This window comes from Dyella sp. 01N448, from assembly GCF_056399225.1.
In genome coordinates, this window is sequence record NZ_JBFTQX010000009.1 from 16,626 (window position 1) to 33,960 (window position 17,335).

At 59.2% G+C, this 17,335-nt stretch carries 17 protein-coding genes; 12 read left to right on the top strand and 5 right to left on the bottom strand.

What is annotated here, in order from left to right; genetic code table 11:
- The first annotated feature begins 165 nt into the window (after positions 1–165).
- From AC1DKY_RS15500 to AC1DKY_RS15525, 6 genes are all read left to right on the top strand, one after another.
- Entirely contained in the window at positions 166–954 is a 789-nt protein-coding gene (locus AC1DKY_RS15500) for a hypothetical protein (RefSeq protein WP_441604666.1), read from the top strand.
- 208 nt (positions 955–1,162) lie between these two features.
- Entirely contained in the window at positions 1,163–2,233 is a 1,071-nt protein-coding gene (gene rfbB / locus AC1DKY_RS15505; protein WP_441604667.1) for a dTDP-glucose 4,6-dehydratase, read from the top strand.
- Positions 2,230–3,117, top strand: a complete 888-nt coding sequence (gene rfbA / locus AC1DKY_RS15510) for a glucose-1-phosphate thymidylyltransferase RfbA (RefSeq protein ID WP_441604668.1) — start codon at positions 2,230–2,232, stop codon at positions 3,115–3,117. The genes rfbB and rfbA overlap by 4 nt, the downstream gene beginning before the upstream one ends.
- On the top strand, positions 3,114–3,671 hold the full coding sequence (rfbC, locus tag AC1DKY_RS15515; protein WP_441604669.1) for a dTDP-4-dehydrorhamnose 3,5-epimerase: 558 nt from the start codon (positions 3,114–3,116) through the stop codon (positions 3,669–3,671). Before rfbA ends, rfbC begins: the two co-directional genes overlap by 4 nt.
- Positions 3,668–4,603 carry a dTDP-4-dehydrorhamnose reductase gene (gene rfbD, locus AC1DKY_RS15520; protein ID WP_441604670.1) on the top strand — a complete coding sequence of 312 codons (936 nt, stop codon included), beginning with the start codon at positions 3,668–3,670 and terminating at the stop codon, positions 4,601–4,603. Before rfbC ends, rfbD begins: the two co-directional genes overlap by 4 nt.
- 6 nt (positions 4,604–4,609) lie before the next feature.
- The gene (locus AC1DKY_RS15525) at positions 4,610–6,022 is read left to right on the top strand and encodes a mannose-1-phosphate guanylyltransferase/mannose-6-phosphate isomerase (RefSeq protein WP_441604671.1); all 1,413 of its coding nucleotides are present in this window, start codon (positions 4,610–4,612) and stop codon (positions 6,020–6,022) included.
- A 69-nt stretch (positions 6,023–6,091) separates the two neighbouring features.
- Here AC1DKY_RS15525 and AC1DKY_RS15530 read toward each other — a convergent pair whose 3' ends face one another.
- Entirely contained in the window at positions 6,092–7,435 is a 1,344-nt protein-coding gene (locus tag AC1DKY_RS15530; protein WP_441604672.1) for a phosphohexomutase domain-containing protein, read from the bottom strand.
- Positions 7,436–8,235: 800 nt separating this feature from the next.
- Between AC1DKY_RS15530 and AC1DKY_RS15535 the strand changes: the two genes are divergently transcribed.
- Positions 8,236–9,311 (top strand): IS3 family transposase gene (locus AC1DKY_RS15535; protein WP_477179992.1). Its coding sequence is split into 2 segments (ribosomal slippage): positions 8,236–8,494 and positions 8,494–9,311, totalling 1,077 coding nucleotides; the frame shifts between segments, so codons are not numbered across the junction.
- Between the two features lie 1,054 nt (positions 9,312–10,365).
- Complete coding sequence (locus AC1DKY_RS15540) at positions 10,366–11,379, top strand: hypothetical protein (RefSeq protein ID WP_477179993.1); 1,014 nt, start codon at positions 10,366–10,368, stop codon at positions 11,377–11,379.
- A gap of 589 nt (positions 11,380–11,968) precedes the next feature.
- On the opposite strand, the gene AC1DKY_RS15545 is transcribed toward AC1DKY_RS15540, so the two are convergent.
- From AC1DKY_RS15545 to AC1DKY_RS15560, 4 genes are all read right to left on the bottom strand, one after another.
- The gene (locus AC1DKY_RS15545; protein ID WP_477179994.1) at positions 11,969–12,679 is read right to left on the bottom strand and encodes a VRR-NUC domain-containing protein; all 711 of its coding nucleotides are present in this window, start codon (positions 12,677–12,679) and stop codon (positions 11,969–11,971) included.
- Between the two features lie 170 nt (positions 12,680–12,849).
- Positions 12,850–13,431, bottom strand: coding sequence for a DUF6037 family protein (locus AC1DKY_RS15550; protein WP_477179995.1), 582 nt, complete (start codon positions 13,429–13,431; stop codon positions 12,850–12,852).
- Positions 13,432–13,588: 157 nt separating this feature from the next.
- Positions 13,589–14,080: a PIN domain-containing protein gene (locus AC1DKY_RS15555; RefSeq protein ID WP_477179996.1), complete on the bottom strand. Its 492-nt coding sequence runs from the start codon at positions 14,078–14,080 to the stop codon at positions 13,589–13,591.
- Positions 14,061–15,140: a helix-turn-helix domain-containing protein gene (locus AC1DKY_RS15560; RefSeq protein ID WP_477179997.1), complete on the bottom strand. Its 1,080-nt coding sequence runs from the start codon at positions 15,138–15,140 to the stop codon at positions 14,061–14,063. Before AC1DKY_RS15560 ends, AC1DKY_RS15555 begins: the two co-directional genes overlap by 20 nt.
- 98 nt (positions 15,141–15,238) lie before the next feature.
- On the opposite strand from AC1DKY_RS15560, the gene AC1DKY_RS15565 reads away from it, so the two are divergent.
- From AC1DKY_RS15565 to AC1DKY_RS15580, 4 genes are read left to right on the top strand one after another with little or no spacing between them, the layout of a single operon-like run.
- Positions 15,239–15,412: a hypothetical protein gene (locus AC1DKY_RS15565; RefSeq protein WP_477179998.1), complete on the top strand. Its 174-nt coding sequence runs from the start codon at positions 15,239–15,241 to the stop codon at positions 15,410–15,412.
- A gap of 30 nt (positions 15,413–15,442) precedes the next feature.
- Complete coding sequence (locus AC1DKY_RS15570; protein ID WP_038615170.1) at positions 15,443–15,703, top strand: multiubiquitin domain-containing protein; 261 nt, start codon at positions 15,443–15,445, stop codon at positions 15,701–15,703.
- A complete protein-coding gene (locus AC1DKY_RS15575) occupies positions 15,678–16,871 on the top strand; it encodes a ThiF family adenylyltransferase (RefSeq protein WP_477179999.1) in 1,194 nt (397 codons plus the stop codon). Before AC1DKY_RS15570 ends, AC1DKY_RS15575 begins: the two co-directional genes overlap by 26 nt.
- Positions 16,872–16,873: 2 nt before the next feature.
- Positions 16,874–17,305: a ubiquitination-like system serine protease family protein gene (locus tag AC1DKY_RS15580; protein WP_477180000.1), complete on the top strand. Its 432-nt coding sequence runs from the start codon at positions 16,874–16,876 to the stop codon at positions 17,303–17,305.
- The last annotated feature ends 30 nt before the right edge of the window (positions 17,306–17,335 follow it).

The window sequence follows — 17,335 nt, forward strand, 5'->3', positions numbered from 1 at the left end:
CCCGAGGCCGTGATCATTCATTAAAGCCCTGCTGGCGGGCTCTGGGTCTCGATTCTGTGAAATGGTTTTATTTACGATAATTACAATATCTTAACTATTGATCGTAGAATCCCTACGCCAAATGTTACGCTTTGATTACGCGGAAGCCGTCGCTAAACTGACGGCATGCGTGCTTCGCCCGTGCTGGTTCACTACCACATATTCAAGAACGCAGGCACCAGCATCGACGAGTGCCTACGCCATTCGTTTGGCGAATGCTGGGGTGCCTACGAGGGGCCTCACGCTCATGCCATCCAGTCGAGCGAACAGCTGGCCGCGCACCTTCAGGCCAATCCGCAGCTGGCTGCGGTATCCAGTCACCTGGCGCGTCCCCCGGTACCCACCCCAAACTGTCTGCCGATCGCGTTTATCCGCCACCCGTTGCTGCGGGCTTACTCCGTCTACCGGTTTACCAGGCAATGTCCCTCGCAACCTTTCTCTGATGTCGCGCTGGCCACGGGTTTCGATGGATATATCCGCTGGGCGCTGCGCAAGGAGCCGGGCAGCATCGTGATACGGGATTATCAGGTAGTGCACTTGTCCGATGCCTCCTGGCGGTGTGACCACATCCTCGACGCCAGAGCGCTGCCGGAGGATCTGGAACAAGCACGCGCCCTGATCTCGTCCTGGGGGGTTGTGGGCGTCGTCGAACAGTTCGACCTTTCCATCCAAACCTATCAGGCGTTGTACGGGCCGCAAATGCCGAAACTGGTCTTGATGCCATGCCGAGAGAACTGCACGACCGGTGGCCGAGCATCCACCGAAGAGCGCGTCGAGGCGCTGAAACAGCTACTAGGACAGGATCTCCACGACCAATTCATGGCTGCAAATCGGTTGGACCTTGCCCTGCATGCGCATGCCACCCATGTCTTGCAGCAAGCGGGACGGCGCCTGGATTTGCCCCGTCTGGATTGAGAGGGCGCGCCAGCGCGCCAGGCGGTTCAAGCGCCAGCCAGCACACAACTGGCGTTAACCGCTCCTTTCCGGGCCGCCTTGGGAATAACCGCCATTCCTTGGTTGTAAGCAATAGTGCAGGCATTATTAGCAGCCATCGGGAAATGGCTGCCAGCCTCGGCTGCCATTGACTTGAAAGCTACGCATCAACGACACACGGAATATGTCCATGAGTTTCAGCTCAAACAGCGGCGCCACCCTTCTGGTCACCGGCGGCGCCGGCTTCATTGGCGCCAATTATGTGCTCCAGGCCGTGGCCCAGGGACATAAGGTGCTCAATCTGGACAAGCTCACCTATGCGGGCAACCTCGATACGTTGTCGTCCTTGGACGGCAATGACCGGCATATATTCGTGCAGGGCGATATTGGCGACCGCGAGCTCGTCTCCAGCCTCTTGAAGACACATCACGTGGATGCCGTGGTCAACTTCGCCGCCGAATCCCATGTCGATCGTTCGATCGACGGTCCTGCCGCGTTTATCGAAACCAATGTCGTGGGCACGCTGGGCCTGCTGGAAAGCACCCGCGATTACTGGCGCTCGCTGGACGGCAGCGCACGAGCAGGTTTCCGCTTCCTGCATGTCTCGACCGACGAAGTCTACGGCTCGCTGGGTGACGAGGGTCAGTTCAAGGAAACGACGCCCTATGCGCCGAATTCGCCCTATTCCGCGTCCAAGGCCGCATCCGATCACCTGGTGCGCGCCTTTCATCACACCTATGGCCTGCCCACGCTGACGACCAATTGTTCGAATAACTACGGCCCGTACCAGTTCCCTGAAAAACTGATACCGCTGGTTATTCAAAAGGCCTTGGCGGGCGAGTCGCTGCCGGTTTACGGCGATGGCCTGAACGTGCGCGACTGGTTGTACGTAGGCGATCATTGCACCGCGATCTCGCGCGTGCTCGAGGCCGGTCGCGTGGGCGAGACCTATAACGTTGGTGGCAATGCCGAGCGTGAAAACCTCACCGTGGTCAAGACCATCTGCGCCCTGCTGGACCAACGCAGCCCGCTGGCCGATGGTCGCAAGCGCGAATCGTTGATCACGTTTGTCAAAGATCGCCCTGGTCATGATCATCGCTACGCCATCGATTCGTCGAAACTCCAGACCGAGCTCGGCTGGCGTCCATCGCAAACGTTCGAATCGGGCATCAAGCACACGGTCGACTGGTATTTGGGCAACACGGCGTGGGTTGCACGCGTGCTGGATGGCAGCTATCGCATGGAGCGACTGGGCGCATGAGCAACTCAAAGGGCATCATCCTGGCCGGCGGCTCAGGAACACGGCTCTATCCGATCACGCAGGCAGTGAGCAAACAGCTGCTGCCCGTGTACGACAAACCGATGATTTATTACCCGCTGGCCACGCTGATGCTGGCGGGCATCCGCGACGTGCTGATGATCAACACGCCGCACGAACAGGCCTTGTTCCAGCGCCTGCTGGGCGACGGGAGTCAGTGGGGCATCAACATCACGTACGCGGTGCAGCCCTCTCCCGATGGCCTGGCGCAGGCCTTCATCATCGGCCGTGATTTCGTCGGCAATGACCGCAGCTGCCTCGTCCTGGGCGACAACATTTTTTATGGCGTGGGCTTTACCGAGCGCATGAAGCGCGCCGCGGCCCGCGAACGCGGCGCCACCGTGTTCGGTTACTGGGTCAAGGATCCGGAACGCTACGGCGTGGCCGAATTCGACCAGACGGGCAAGGTCGTCGGGCTGGAAGAAAAACCCGCCGTCCCCAAGTCGCATTACGCGGTGACCGGTCTGTATTTTTACGACAACCGTGCACCTGACTTCGCCGCAAGCCTGAAGCCCTCGCCGCGCGGCGAGCTGGAGATCACCGATCTCAACCGCTGCTATCTCGACGACGACTCCCTGCACCTGGAGCAATTGGGTCGAGGCTATGCCTGGCTGGATACCGGTACCCATGAGTCCCTGATGGAAGCAGGCAACTACATTCAGACCATCGAGAACCGCCAAGGCCTCAAGATCTGCTGCCCCGAAGAAATCGCCTACGTCAACAAGTGGATTGATGCAGAACAACTGCTACGCCTGTCGGCGCCACTGTCCAAAACCGGCTACGGGCAATATCTACAGAACCTGATCAAGCAAGGCTACGTGGGATGAAGTTCATTGAATCCTCACTGCCCGGCTGCTTCGTCATCGAACCGCAGGTCTTCGGCGACTCGCGGGGCTTCTTCTATGAAAGCTACAACGAGGCCAAGTATCGCGAGGCGGGCATCGACAGGAGATTCGTCCAGGCGAACGTTTCGCGCTCGGCCCGCGGCGTACTTCGTGGCTTGCACTACCAGTGGCCGCATCCGCAGGGCAAGCTGGTCAGCGTCCTGGAGGGCGAGGTCTACGATGTAGCGGTAGATATCCGCCGAGGGTCGCCGACCTTCGGCCAGTGGGCGGGCGTGATGCTCACTGCGGAGAACCATCGCCATTTCTGGATACCCGAGGGCTTTGCCCATGGATTCTGCGTGGTTTCCGAATTCGCCACGTTCTCCTACCAGTGCACCGATCTCTACGACGCAAAGGCCGATGGCAGCATTCGCTGGAATGACCCGGCGATCGGCATCGACTGGCCCATCTCCGCCCCCCTGCTTTCCGACAAGGATGGCAAGGCGCCCCTGCTTGCCGACGTGGCGCTGGACCGCCTCCCGGAGTATCGCGCTTGAAGATCTTGCTGTTGGGCGCAAACGGGCAGCTGGGCCGCACCTTCTTGAGCCATGGCGGGCTTGCGTCCCGCGGAACAGTGGTCGCCGCCACCCGTGACGGCAAGCTCATCGACCAAGGCGCCGGCATTGCGGCCGACCTGTCGGCCCCGGAAACCCTGGCGACGTTGCTGGATCATCAGCAACCGGACGTTATCGTCAATGTCGCTGCCTATACGGCAGTGGATCGCGCCGAGCAGGAAGAAGCCATCGCCACCCGCATCAACGCCGAAGCCGTCGGCGTCCTGGCCCGATGGGCCAAGGCCAACGACGCGCTGCTGGTGAACTACTCCACCGACTATGTGTTTGCGGGCAACGCCAACCATCCTTATGGCGAAGATGCCGCGGTAGCGCCTGCCGGAGCCTATGGCCGCAGCAAACTGGCCGGTGAGCAAGCGCTTGTGGCCAGCGGTGCGCACTATTTCAACTTCCGCACGGCATGGGTGTATTCGCCGGTCGGGCAGAACTTCCTGCGCACCATGCTGCGCCTCGGCGGTGAGCGAGACGAACTTCGCGTCGTTGCCGATCAGATCGGCAGCCCAACCGACACCATCTTGATTGTCGAAGGCAGCTTGACGGCCATCGATCGCTGGTTGAGCGCCGACGCAAACACGCGAAAGAACCTGGAAGGAACCTACCATCTGACGGCAAGCGGCCAGACGAGCTGGTTTGGCTTTGCTTCCGCCATTGTGCAAAGGGCGGCCCAACGAGGGCTTCTTTCGAAAACGCCCATCGTGCATCCCATTGGCAGCAGCGATTTCCCGACGCCTGCCAAACGGCCCGCCTATTCGGTGCTCGACAATGCGCGGTTTGTCCGCACATTTGATCATCCCCTACCTGATTGGCAGGCAGGGCTGGAGCGCACGCTCGATATGCTCACCCCCGTCCACAACTGAACCCTTATGCTCATTCCCCTCATACTCAGCGGTGGCAGCGGGACCCGGCTATGGCCGATCTCGCGCAAGAATCTCCCCAAGCAGTTCCTTTCACTGGCTGGCAGCGAAACACTGTTCCAGCAAACCGTGAAGCGCGCCTTGCGCCTTCCGGATGTCGCTGCACCCGTCGTCGTTGCAAGCGACGACCATCGCTTCCTGGCGGCCGAACAGCTGCAGGAGCTGCAGGTTCCCGATGCAAGCATCTTGCTGGAGCCGGTCGCCCGCAATACGGCGCCTGCGATCGCCGTAGGTGCGCTGCAAGCCCTGGCCAGGGATCCTCAGGCGATCCTGCTGGTGCTGCCGGCGGATCATCTGATCGGCGACGATGAAGCGTTCGGGGATGCGGTTGCCAAGGCTCGCCCGCTCGCCGAGCAAAACTGGCTGGTGACGTTCGGCATTCGCCCCGATCGACCGGAAACCGGCTTTGGCTACATCCGCCGGGGCAAGCCGCTGGAAAGCGAGACGTTCCAGGTCCAGCAGTTCGTGGAAAAGCCCAAGCTCGAGGTGGCCGAAGGCTATGTATCGAGCGGCGAGTACGACTGGAACTCCGGCATGTTCATGTTCCGGGCCTCCACGTATCTGGACGAGCTTGGCGCACACGCACCGGCCATGCTCGCCGCCGCTCGCGCGGCATTCGATAAGGCGAACACGGATCTGGACTTCATCCGCCTCGACAGCGAAGCCTTCGCCTCGGCGCCGAGCGACTCGATCGACTATGCCGTGATGGAGAAGACCTCGCGCGCCGCCGTGGTACCGGTGGCTTGCCGCTGGTCCGACATCGGTTCATGGGACGCGCTCTGGCTGGCTGCCGAGAAGGACGCCCAGGGCAACCATCTCGAAGGCGACGTCATCGCACTAGACACCACCGGCAGCCTCGTACGCTCACACGACCGCCACCTGGTGGCCACGGTTGGCCTGGAAAACATCGTGGTCGTGACCACGCCCGATGCCACCCTCGTGGCACGCCGCGATGCATCGCAAGACGTGAAGAAAATCGTGGAAGCGCTGAAGGCTGCCGACCGCACCGAACACGATCTGCATCGCGTCGTGCGCCGCCCCTGGGGCATGTACGACTCCCTGGAAAGCGGTGACCGCTTCCAGGTGAAGCGCATCGTGGTCAAGCCTGGCGCTGCCTTGAGCCTGCAGATGCACCATCACCGCGCCGAGCACTGGATCGTGGTCAAGGGCGTGGCTGAAGTCACTTGCGACGACAAGGTGTTCCTCCTCGCGGAGAACCAGAGCACCTACCTGCCCTTGGGCAGCAAACATCGCCTGCGCAACCCGGGCAAGGTGCCCGTGGAGCTGATCGAGGTGCAGTCGGGAAGCTATCTCGGCGAAGACGACATCGTCCGCTACGACGATGTCTACGGTCGCGCGTAAAGGCCGCCCTGCCGCTGCAAGAACACGCATGACCACCAGATGAGAAAGGGCCCCGCAGGGCCCTTTCCTTTACGCGCGTATCAGGTCGGACAACTCGCGAGTCTTCGCTTCCATCAAGGCGGCGTCACCGCGCGACTCCACATTGAGTCGCAGCAGCGGCTCCGTATTGGACGAGCGCAGATTGAAGCGCCAGCTTCCAAAATCAGCGCTGACGCCATCCACATAATCGAGCGTCGGCTGCTGTGCGGCAAAGTGCTCGAGCACTTTCGCCACCACGGCCTTCGCGTCGGCCACCACGAAATTGATTTCGCCGCTGCACGGGTAGGCAGCCATGCGTTCGGCCAACATGTCCGCGAGCGTCACGCGGGTCTTGGAGACGCGTTCGGCCACCAGCAACCACGGAATCATGCCCGAATCGCAATAGGCAAACTCGCGGAAGTAATGATGGGCACTCATCTCGCCGCCGTAGATCGCGTCTTCAGCACGCATTCGCTCCTTGATAAAGGCATGCCCGGTCTTGCTTTCGATAGGCACGCCACCCGCCTGTCGCACCATGTCGATCGTGTTCCACGTCAATCGCGGATCATGGATGATCTTTGAACCGGGGTGCTTCTGCAGCAGCTGGGCAGCAAGCAGGCCGACGATGTAGTAGCCCTCGATGAATTCGCCCTTCGCATCGAAGAAAAAGCACCGATCAAAATCGCCATCCCAGGCAATGCCGAAGTCAGCACCATGCTGGCGGACCGCGTCGGCCGTGGCGTCGCGATTCTCCGGCAGCAACGGATTGGGAATGCCATGGGGGAAGCTGCCGTCGGGCTCGTGGTGAATCCGGATGAATTCCAGCGGCAGATGCGCATCCAGCAGGTCGATCACGCCACCCGCGCCGCCGTTGCCCGCGTTGACCACGACCTTGAGCGGACGCATGGCTTGCGGATCGACATAAGACAGCAAGTGTTGAATATAGGCCGACTTGTCGTGATCGCGCGCGACCGAGCCGCGCGTCGCCGCTATCGGGCCGAAGTCATTCGCTTCGACCAGTTGTTCGACGTCACGCAACCCGGTATCGCCGCTGATCGGTCGCGAGCCTTCGCGAACCAGCTTCATGCCGTTGTAGTCGATGGGATTGTGGCTGGCGGTCACCATGATGCCGCCCGCCACCTGCCGATGGAACGTCTGGAAATAGACCTCCTCGGTGCCGCACAGGCCGATATCAATCGCGTCGCGCCCCTCGTCATTCAGGCCGCGAATGATCGCTTCTGCGAACACAGGGCTATCGCGACGGATGTCAAAGCCAACCACGACAGCGCCCTCGCCAACAGCACGAGCGAAAGCGCGCCCTAGCCGATAAGCGATGTCCTCGTTGAGTTCATCCGGCACGCGGCCGCGAATGTCATAGGCCTTGAAACACTTCATGGAGAGCGACCGCAAGAGTGGGAAGCGCTCATTGTATCGCCTGTGGCAGCGCACTCCTGCCAGCGGGTCGCCCGGCGTGGGCGACGTCGCCGGCTCTCAGGCAAGAGCCGGCGAAACTCCTGGCGTACCTGGTTTGACCTAAAAGAAGCTCCAACAGAGGCCGCGCAGTTGCGCGGCCTCTGACCGTAAAACTGCGCAACAAGCACACCAAAAAGATTCCAACAAGCCAAGGACTGGCCGGAAAAGTTGGGCTGACAAGCTAATAGAAACTCCAACGGCCTATCTGGGCCGGCCGTTGCCTAAGACGCTTATGAATGGGACGCTCGTGACCTGTAGGGCGCCTATTTGATAGATCGCGAACACGGGCGACGTGCAAGGCGTAGGTTGGGCAGCCCGCATGGATGAACACAAAGGGCCTTGCCCGGGAGGTCCACGTCCTCCAAGCAGGCAGCGGCCTGGAGCCCACCTGTCCACCCGCCAGTACCCGCGAATTTTGACGTTTGGTCCATCGGTGCGGGGTTACGAGCGTCGAGATCTATTCGATAGGCTGCATCAAGCCGACCATGTTCTTCTGCACCTTTTGGGGGCCGATATTAAATTAATATTTTGGCGATTTCGTAGTATTAAAAAGCCCGCGGCGGGGCTGCATAGGGCTGGGTGATCTGCCCTGCATGCCGATTGAGTCGGCTTCGGGTCGGACGGGATGGGCATCTGGCTTCGCCTGCCCAAATACGACGTCCCCCCAGTTTTGAGTAGCATGGCGATTTGGAGTCCAATCCCCCAACTGAAGGAGATTGGACGTGAAGAAGCGTTTTTCCGAAGAGCAGATCATCGGCTTCCTGCGTGAGGCCGAAGCTGGCGTGGCAGTGAAGGATTTATGCCGCAAGCACGGCTTCAGCGAAGCCTCGTACTACCTGTGGCGCAGTAAGTTCGGCGGCATGACGGTGCCCGAAGCCAAGCGGTTGAAGGAACTGGAGACCGAGAACACGCGGCTAAAGAAGCTGCTGGCGGAGTCGATGCTGGAAATCGAGATCACTCGCGAGGCATTGCGAAAAAAGTGGTGACCGCACCGGCACGACGGCTGCTGGTGCGGGAAATGACAGGTCACGGACTGAGCGAGCGCCGTGCATTGACGGTGCTGCGCATGAGCGCCAGCGCCCTGCGTTACGCGCCGCGCGCAGACCGCAACGGTGACCTTCGGCAACGGATCATGGCCTTGGCACAGCGGCACAAGCGCTACGGCGTCGGAATGATCTATCTGAAGCTTAGGCAAGAAGGGATGCTCGTAAACTACAAGCGTGTCGAGCGGTTGTATCAGGCCGCAAAGCTGCAGGTCCGTCGCCGCAAGCGCAAAAAGGTGCCCGCAGGCGAACGGCAGCCCTTGTTTCGTCCTATGGCACCCAACGAGGTCTGGTCGATGGACTTCGTATTCGATCGCACCGCAGAGGGCCGCGTCGTCAAGTGCCTGACGGTCGTCGACGATGCCACGCACGAGGCCGTTGTTATTGAGGTTGAACGCGCGATCTCCGGTATGGGTGTGACGCGCGTGATGGATCGCCTGGCGCTCACCCGCGGCCTTCCAAAGGTGATCCGTAGCGACAACGGCAAAGAGTTCTGTGGCAAGGCGATGGTCACCTGGGCCCACGAGCGTGGCGTGCAGCTGCGCCTGATCGAACCGGGCAAGCCGAACCAGAACGCCTATGTCGAATCGTTCAACGGCCGCTTGCGCGACGAGTGCCTCAATGAACATTGGTTCCCGAGTCTGCTTCACGCACGCACCGAGATCGAAAACTGGCGCCGGGAATACAACGAGGAGCGGCCAAAGAAGGCGTTGGGCGGGCTGACACCCGCCGCCTACGCCGAGCAGTTAAAGTAACTCCGGACTCTAATTCGCTCCGCTACTGAAAGCGGGGGGACGTCGAATAGACGCTGCGCTCTACACCATGCTCCAGCCGCACTCTATAGACCGCCGCTCCTCTGACCAATCGTGATTGGATCTCCGCGGGTCCCAGGTTATCTAGCCAGACCCAGGCTCCCACCCAATCGTCTTTCACGATGGGTGGCTGGTTGATGCGGATGAGCTCACGTTCTGCGAAAAGGACGCGGAGAGCCTCCCAGTCCATGGGTGGCGCCGCATGCAAGGGAACAGCTCTGCGCTTGGACTCTCTGCTCGCTTGAAGGTCCGCTAAGAGCTGGCGATGGGAGGCTTCCCAGGCCCTGGCTGCTTCCGGCAACCAGACCCAATGCCGCGGGGCCTCGAACAACACCCACTGCCTAAAGGCGTCAGGCGTGTCCATTAAGTGCCCCGGGGTATTTGAGAGATCAATCTCAATCATTCGCCCATCAACTCGACGCACCTCCTCGGTCTTTTGCGAGCCAACCTCGTGGGTTACCCGGACCTCGACCCACAATCGACCGTCGCTGTCTTCGACCGTGACGTCCGGCCTAAACGGCCCGTATCCGACTTCGACTTGCCCATTCCAGATGGGAGTAATTCGGCCCGGCCATTCGACGGTCACTCCCCAACGAAGCTCGCCATTGTGGTCTCTGGCCGCCGGTGGATTGGGCCTCTCACCATCGCCAGTCCAGGCCGGAAGCTGCAGCGCTGACGTCTCGGCTAGAACCTGTTTGGCATAGCGATGGAGCGCAGTCTCTGCGCACGAAGGCCCCTGGGTCGCGCACGAATGGGCAAAGTGAGGACGCCTGCCACCGTTGCCGTGTTTGGCATTCAGGAATGCCCCGCAGCCGGGACACTGGCAGCCACACACTTGCCCACGAGGAACGTCCAGGGGGGCCCACATCCTGCCGTCCCTGAGCCCAAATGGGATGCCAATCGCCTGCCAACCCGCGTCTGCACTTGGGTGCCTTGCCATGGTCGGGCTCCGTCGCTAAGAAGGAGGCCAGACTGGAAGCCACGGGAGCAGGTAAACATGGAGAAAGAGGCGCAAACCGGTTTGCCGACCCTTTCGGCGTTAGAGCTATTCGTCCGTTGGCTTGAGGAGGAGACAGCCAACAGCAAAATTCGCCAGGTCTTGGTGGTCCTCGCACTCCAGACCAAATCCGCCCTAGAGAGGGGGTATAGCCCACCGGTGGCGGAAGTCGTCCAGCTGGCCGCCTGGCGCCGCGACCACTTTGGAGGCATGCCAACAGAAGAGGACGTCACCGGCAAATGGATGCCATCGTCCTCAGTTCAAACGTGGTGGATGAACCGCGAGAACAGCAGGCGGCAGTTTTTCCAAGAGGCCGGGGCTACTCTTGATGTCGACCTCGTCATCCAACAGGGCGGCGGCCGAGGCAATCCGACGACTTACCAGCTCAGTTTTTCACCAGCTGGTCTACCACCCCTCGAAACGCCACTAGAGCTGGAAATGGCAGCGTCTGGGACCGTCCCAGAACGTATCGTCTACCAACATGAGCCCGCACGGGCCAGCTGGTTCCTCGCGCCCCTTATCAACCGTCCGTTCTCTATGCGTTCGTGGAAAGGGGGACTCTTCATCTTACTCGTCGCCGCGCCTTTCCTCGTTGCGGTGGCGTGTAGCTGGCTGACGATTTTCTATGTTCTCAGTCGACAGGGGCACATCCCTGCGTTTGTCGGCTCGGCCGCTTTCATTGGTGCGTTTGCAGCGGCCCTCACTTGGGGATTTCGTCCGCTATGGCAATTGCCGACCTTAAGGCTAACCATCGCTCACGATTGGATGCTCAGACTGAACCAATGGTATGGCCAGTTTCGCCTTAGCCATGACAGTGATAGCAAGACGAAGGGCCGCTTCAGTTTGGTCCGCTTCTTCGCAATCTGCCCCATTTGTGCCGGCAGCATCGAAATTCGCGAAGGGGGCGCCGCCTTCCCAGGTCGCCTGGTGGGCTGTTGCTCGGACAATCCGCGCGAACACGTCTACAGCTTCGATGCTGTGACATTCTCTGGGCGGCTGCTGATCACTCGATAATATGGAGATGTGTCGACGCACATTTCAGCTACGCGCACCAAACCATCGGAAACCTAACAAGGCTCAGGGCGTGCGGTCCTTGCCGTTGTCTGGCAGCCATCGTGGCCCCAGCCGGCCCCGTCTGTCATCGTCACAATGTGATGCGCACCCTTGGCAGAACCCGTCTGCGCTGTCCCCATCTAACGGGAGTGCACACCCACGGCAGATCACCCCATTCTCCATGGCCTCCGACCAATCTCCCATCTTTTCCTCCTTATGCTCCTAGCTGAGCACCCTTGGATACATGGCAAGATCTTGCGACCAGCCAAGCACAAGAGCAAGAGTGCCATTTGCACTCCGCCATATGGTTGGTCCGCTGATACCAGTACGTCTTCGCCCGCAGCCAAGCTATAGGAGACAAGCCGACGTGATCTATCGCCCCGTTGGGGCGCCGATACTAAATTAATATTTAGGCGGTTTCGTAGTATTAAAAAGACCGTAAGCATGACGCGTCGCCAGGGTGATCTGCCCTGCCTGGCAATTGCGTCGGCCTCGGGTCGGAAGGGAGCATCCTTTCCATGGCGAGAACTTTTCACTGCACCGCAAACGATTAGCCGGCCAGCACACTTGCCAGATAGAACTCCAAGCCCAGTGGGGTCGCGATATCTCGGGCAATGACTTTCTGGCTCGTGCGGAGGAAGTCGCCCGGCGCTTTCACCTCGACGAAACGCAACTCGCCATTTCTCCACATCGTGATATCCGGCCAACCACTGCGATAGGTGTAGGGATCTTTAGCAAACAGCTCCGCAATTCGGCTGAGGAGGCTGAGCCCCGCCACAGCCATGAGATCCACGAGCATCCAACACTCAATCCCCGGGAAATGATCCTGGACGGACCGGGTCTGGGGCATCTTCCCCGCCAAGCGCTCCAGCAGGCTTTGACGCGGCGCGGAAATTGCGGCGAAGTTACGTCGCACTTGGTCCACTGTCGCCTGACGCAGCGTAGCCAGCATCTGCTCCACTGGCACTCTGTGCTCTGCAAAGGCAATGTTCTGTGCGTACAGCGCCTCGATGTACGTCATCCGATGACACGGAGGCACAGTGAGGAAAGACATACATTTGATCAGCGTGAGGATCAGTCCGCCCTCGCCCGAATACCCGCTCCACCCTTCCCGAGCGAAATGAGCTAGGACCGATTGCTCGACCGACCGGACGCATCCGTCCACCCCCACCCATTGCTCCGCGGTCGTTCCACGAGACAACGCTACTTCGATATGGCGAAAGCCTGTCCTTTCGGCAACACGGGCAATTGCAGACGTCATGCGGTTCCTTGCGAAGACATCGGGTTACACCAAGACTCCAAATCGCAGGGCAATGTGAGCAAGCCCAATATGTCCGTAGTTGGCCCATCACCGCAACCGCAACCGCTCGGCAGATTAGCGGTTGAATCCGTCATCTTGAACCCGTCGTCACCACGCGCCCATTGCAGAGCTCATGGATCGACCAGGATGCACTCATCACGGGGAACATCCGTCCAACAACTGCTAATTTTGCGATCACGACAAGTAACGTAATACCTATGGCCCAGGAGTTTGCGCGTTTTGGCCAGATTCTTCCCGGTTGGGCCCCGCTCTCCTTTCCTGTAGTGCTGCCACCCGCGAAAGTAGATCTTCCTCTCTTCCTCAACGTCACGTCGAAAGCGAAAGACGTCTGAAGCTTTAGGCCGGTTGTCCGCTTGCGCGTGTACTGGGGCGGCTCGATCAACCCACTCAAGAAAATGAGAGGGTCGAAACCTATTCTCCGGGTCATATCGGAGGCCAAGTAATTTAACGAGTGCCTTGTACTCGTCGCCAGCCATTGTGGTGTCTTGCACCGCATAGCTTTCGCTAACTTTGAATTCAAAGGCCATCGATCCGCCACGCAAGCCAAGTAAAAGAATGTGGGGACGCTCGTCGGCCAGGAAAATGACATCGAATTGGGCTTGACCGTACTCGTAATCGAAGCGATATCGATCCATCCCTAAAGCGACCATACTCTTGTGCAACCTACGGAGTCCGTTCATCACCACCGCCATTTCTGTATCTCCCACATCAGCTACCAATCACGTTTGGCTGTTTTTAGTTATCGCTTCTTCAACGGCATCGCAGGCCAGATCTAGGCGCATTCGAGTAGGAAAGAGCAAGATCAAGTGCTCAATAACTAGCCTTTTCTTCGAGCGAACCGGGTTGTCATCACCGCAACTGCCAGCGTTGCAATTGAGCCTCCACGTCCTCCCAAGGCAGCCGGCTCCCATCTCGGCGCATCGCCTCGTAAGCGGCAGTGACGCGCTCGAGTGTCACCAATTTCGCCCCAAACAGAAGGTCTATCAACCAGAGCGTCCCTCGGATCTCAACTTGTTCCATCTGGGCGACGTCCCGGAGAGCACCATCACCTGACAACAGAACGCATCCAAGCGAGCGGGCGAGAGCCAATGCAAAAAGATCATTCAAGCTCACGCGCCGAAACTTCACGGCGCAAGCCTCTACGTACTCCACGGCATCCGGCGCCTGAGCGACCACTTGCAGGCCCAATCCCGGCAGCACACCAAAGTTTTCCGCCAACTCTTCCAAATAGAGGACGTCGGGCACGCAAAACTCCACCTCGGGAAGACGAAACATTTCCGCCAGCAGGTCGCCCGCAGCGAGGTCGATGATGATGTTTGCGTCAGTGACAACCAGGCGCATCGACGGCATCCATGCGACGGCGGGCACGAAGCTTGCTGAGTTGCATACCCATCAGCTCAGCTGCTTTTGATTCTCCAATCAAATCCTCTGCCAAAGCTCGATAAACCAGTTGCTCGAAACGGCGCGGAGTCTCTTTGGGATACGGCTCACCCGGTTCCAACTCGCGCCAGGTACGCCCCTCTCCTTGCTGCGCGAAGAAGTCCCAATGTCGGCGCGCGGCCGCTCTATTTAGGACTCCCAAATCCTGCGCACGGTAGATCCACCCATTCATGCTTAGCCCCCAGTCCCGTTTTAACAGGTACAGCTCTTGGGGTTCTAACCATGATCGGGATTCGCCGAGAAGGCGAAGCACTTCGCTCTTGGGCGCGAGAAACGCACCGGCAAAGCGATTGCAAGCTCGCTCTTCGTCCAATGACGCAGCTAACCGACCGTGAAGAACCAAGTGGCCCAGCTCATGAGCAAGGGTAAAGCGCTGGCGATCACCCGGCCAATCTTTGCCCACCACGACCACGGTATGGTCATTGGCTCTTGCGACTAAGCCATCAAATTTCTTGTCACCATCGTGCGGAGTCAGGATGACCTTGATGCCTTCCTCCTCCATCTTGTCCATCAGATTTCGGATTGGCCCAGTCCCCAACTGCCAAGCTGCTCGGACGCGGTCAGCTTGTACTTCAACGTCCTCATAGGTCGCCACTTCGCCCTCCAGGTTGCCCGGCGGCGAGAAGGCTTTGGGCCAAGACACTGGGATGACAGCCTCTAGCTCCAGCCAACGCTCCAGTTGTTCCCGTACGTCGGCTAGAGCCTTCTCTTCATCTTTGGCGGACAGCTTGGAGTGCTTGCGAAATTCAACTTCCGACAACTCAATGGCTGGCTGGCGGAAGAAGTATTCGACCCTTACGTTCATAGCCTTAGCCAAGCGCAACAAGGTCTCGCTGGAAGGCTTCAGCTGCTCGCGTTCGAACTTAGAAATGGCCATAGCACTTAGCCCGACAAGCTGGGCCAGCTCTCGCAAGGAAAGCCCGGCCGCAGTGCGTCCCTGTTTGATTCGATCACCTAGCATGGCGCTCTCGTGGTTTACATAAATCTTGTGTCTATTGACACATCGTAAACCAAGACCTATAGTTTACGCAAATAAACAAATATATGGAATTTGTAAACATGGCAACCAACCCTCCTGCCGGGGACGGCCACCGAAATGGGGCTGTTCGCGATCGCAGCCAGACCTACAACCCGAAGAACGATCGCTGGACGAAGCGCGACGCAGGAACYGGCCAGTTCATCAATCAGAAGGCTGACCACAAGCCGTTCAAAGGCGTGCGCAAAGAGCGGTAACGCCCATCCACACCCCCAAGAGGTCACTGCATGACTGCCGAACACCCCGAGAACCTGCACGAAAAGACCTTCCAGATTTTTGTGAATTCCCGCCCCCGCAAGGTACCGGGGCCGCAAATCTCGTTCATTGAGGTCTTGCACCTGGCAGGTTTCAACCCGCCTGCGGAGGAACTGGATCTCTACGACGTGGAATGGACGCACGGCCATCAAGCTGGTCGCCTGACCAACGGACAAAGTGTCGAACTTGAGAACGGGATGCGCTTCGATGCTGGAAAATCCAACCGCTCGTGATCCGGCAGTCCAGCAGCTCGTCGATGAGGGTTATACCGTCCAGATCGAAGATCGGTACCTCATCGTCGAGCAAGTTCCCTATGTTTCTGCGGCAGGCGTCGTCAGTCGCGGGGCCCTGATCTCAGCTTTCCGCGAAGAGGAAGGCCGCTGCATGCTCGACAACGACCACACCGTCTGGTTCACCGGAGCTGTGCCATGTGGGCCAGATGGTCGATCGCTTGCCAACGCAATGGTGGCCGACACCAGCTGTTTGACCGTGGCAGGACGGCAAGTGCAGTGCCGGCTCTCGAACAAGCCCGATCCGATCGGTAACTTGCTCGACAACATCTACAACAAGATGACGCATTACATTCGCAAGTTAACCGGCTTTGCTCAGGCAGTGGAGTTGGGTGTATCGGCGAACGGTGACCGCGGCAGTTTTGGGCAACGGCAGACACCATCTCCCTTTTATTTCCACAATGACACGATCGTTCGCGCGGGCCTGGATGAGTGTGAAGCAAAATTAAAACTTCGAAAGATCGCCATCATTGGTACAGGAGGCACCGGCAGCTACTTGCTTGACGCACTTGCCAAGATCCCGATCGACTCTGTGCATCTCTACGACGATGACAGCATCGCGCCGAAAAATGTCTTTCGCATGCCTGGCGCACTGTCGAATGAGGCAGCCAACGCCGGTATCAAAAAGGCAACGTACTTGGCGCAGGTGTATGGCCTTATGCGTTCGGGCATCCATGCTCATGAGTACCGCATTGACGCTACGAATGTACACGAGCTCAACGATTGCGACTTTGTCTTCATTGCCATCGATGATGGCCCCTCGCGCCAGATCATTGCATCCCACTTGGTTCAGCAGGGCATCCCATTTATCGATGTCGGCATCGGTGTTGACCGCGTTCCAGAGATTAGCCAGCTGATCGCCCGGACACGCGTGACGCTAGTGACGCCCGACTCCGCGCACTTGGTTGCTGATCTACCGACCCAACCGGACGCGCAAGAGGCCGTCTATAACAATATCCAGCTGGTAGAACTTAATGCACTGAATGCATGCTTGGCAGTCATCCGATTCAAGCAGTTTTTTGGCTTCTACGCGGATGATGCCGGGGCCGATGTCGTCAAGTATGTCCTTGCGTGGAGTCGCCTCATCACTACGCCCGACATGGCAGCGTAAAGATGAAGATTCGCGCGCTGGAACCCCGCTTCGTCGAGCACCTCCCGGAAAGGTTGGAAGACGGCTTACTCTATATAAGTGAACCGTTCGCCCTGGCTGCTCACAAGTGCTGTTGCGGATGTGGGGAGGAAGTCATCACACCCCTGAGACCTGCACACTGGAAAATCGTAAAGGGGCAGCGTGGTGTCAGCTTGTGGCCATCCATCGGGAACTGGAAGTTTCGCTGCCGATCGCACTACTGGATCCGGGACAATCAGGTCATTGCAGCACCCCCAATGTCCCCCCGACAGATCCAACAGGTGGAGCGCCGCGATCTGCGAGACGCCGATCGCCACATCCAGACGATCAACCGCCAAGCGGCCAGCCAACAGACGGTCTCAACAGGGACGAAATCCTGGCTCGCACGAGCGTGGCACTGGCTGGGCACGCGTTGAAAAGACGGACCACCGCTGCGCCGCCTCTCC

What these genes read in the sequence shown, in the direction of transcription:
- rfbA (WP_441604668.1), top strand. Translation starts at nt 2,230, where the DNA reads ATGAGCAACTCAAAGGGCATCATCCTGGCCGGCGGCTCAGGAACACGG.
- AC1DKY_RS15540 (WP_477179993.1), top strand. Translation starts at nt 10,366, where the DNA reads ATGGAGAAAGAGGCGCAAACCGGTTTGCCGACCCTTTCGGCGTTAGAG.
- AC1DKY_RS15560 (WP_477179997.1), bottom strand. Translation starts at nt 15,140, where the DNA reads ATGCTAGGTGATCGAATCAAACAGGGACGCACTGCGGCCGGGCTTTCC.
- rfbB (WP_441604667.1), top strand. Translation starts at nt 1,163, where the DNA reads ATGAGTTTCAGCTCAAACAGCGGCGCCACCCTTCTGGTCACCGGCGGC.
- AC1DKY_RS15575 (WP_477179999.1), top strand. Translation starts at nt 15,678, where the DNA reads ATGCTGGAAAATCCAACCGCTCGTGATCCGGCAGTCCAGCAGCTCGTC.
- AC1DKY_RS15530 (WP_441604672.1), bottom strand. Translation starts at nt 7,435, where the DNA reads ATGAAGTGTTTCAAGGCCTATGACATTCGCGGCCGCGTGCCGGATGAA.
- AC1DKY_RS15525 (WP_441604671.1), top strand. Translation starts at nt 4,610, where the DNA reads ATGCTCATTCCCCTCATACTCAGCGGTGGCAGCGGGACCCGGCTATGG.
- AC1DKY_RS15545 (WP_477179994.1), bottom strand. Translation starts at nt 12,679, where the DNA reads ATGACGTCTGCAATTGCCCGTGTTGCCGAAAGGACAGGCTTTCGCCAT.
- rfbC (WP_441604669.1), top strand. Translation starts at nt 3,114, where the DNA reads ATGAAGTTCATTGAATCCTCACTGCCCGGCTGCTTCGTCATCGAACCG.
- AC1DKY_RS15570 (WP_038615170.1), top strand. Translation starts at nt 15,443, where the DNA reads ATGACTGCCGAACACCCCGAGAACCTGCACGAAAAGACCTTCCAGATT.
- AC1DKY_RS15555 (WP_477179996.1), bottom strand. Translation starts at nt 14,080, where the DNA reads ATGCGCCTGGTTGTCACTGACGCAAACATCATCATCGACCTCGCTGCG.
- AC1DKY_RS15580 (WP_477180000.1), top strand. Translation starts at nt 16,874, where the DNA reads ATGAAGATTCGCGCGCTGGAACCCCGCTTCGTCGAGCACCTCCCGGAA.
- AC1DKY_RS15500 (WP_441604666.1), top strand. Translation starts at nt 166, where the DNA reads ATGCGTGCTTCGCCCGTGCTGGTTCACTACCACATATTCAAGAACGCA.
- AC1DKY_RS15550 (WP_477179995.1), bottom strand. Translation starts at nt 13,431, where the DNA reads ATGGCGGTGGTGATGAACGGACTCCGTAGGTTGCACAAGAGTATGGTC.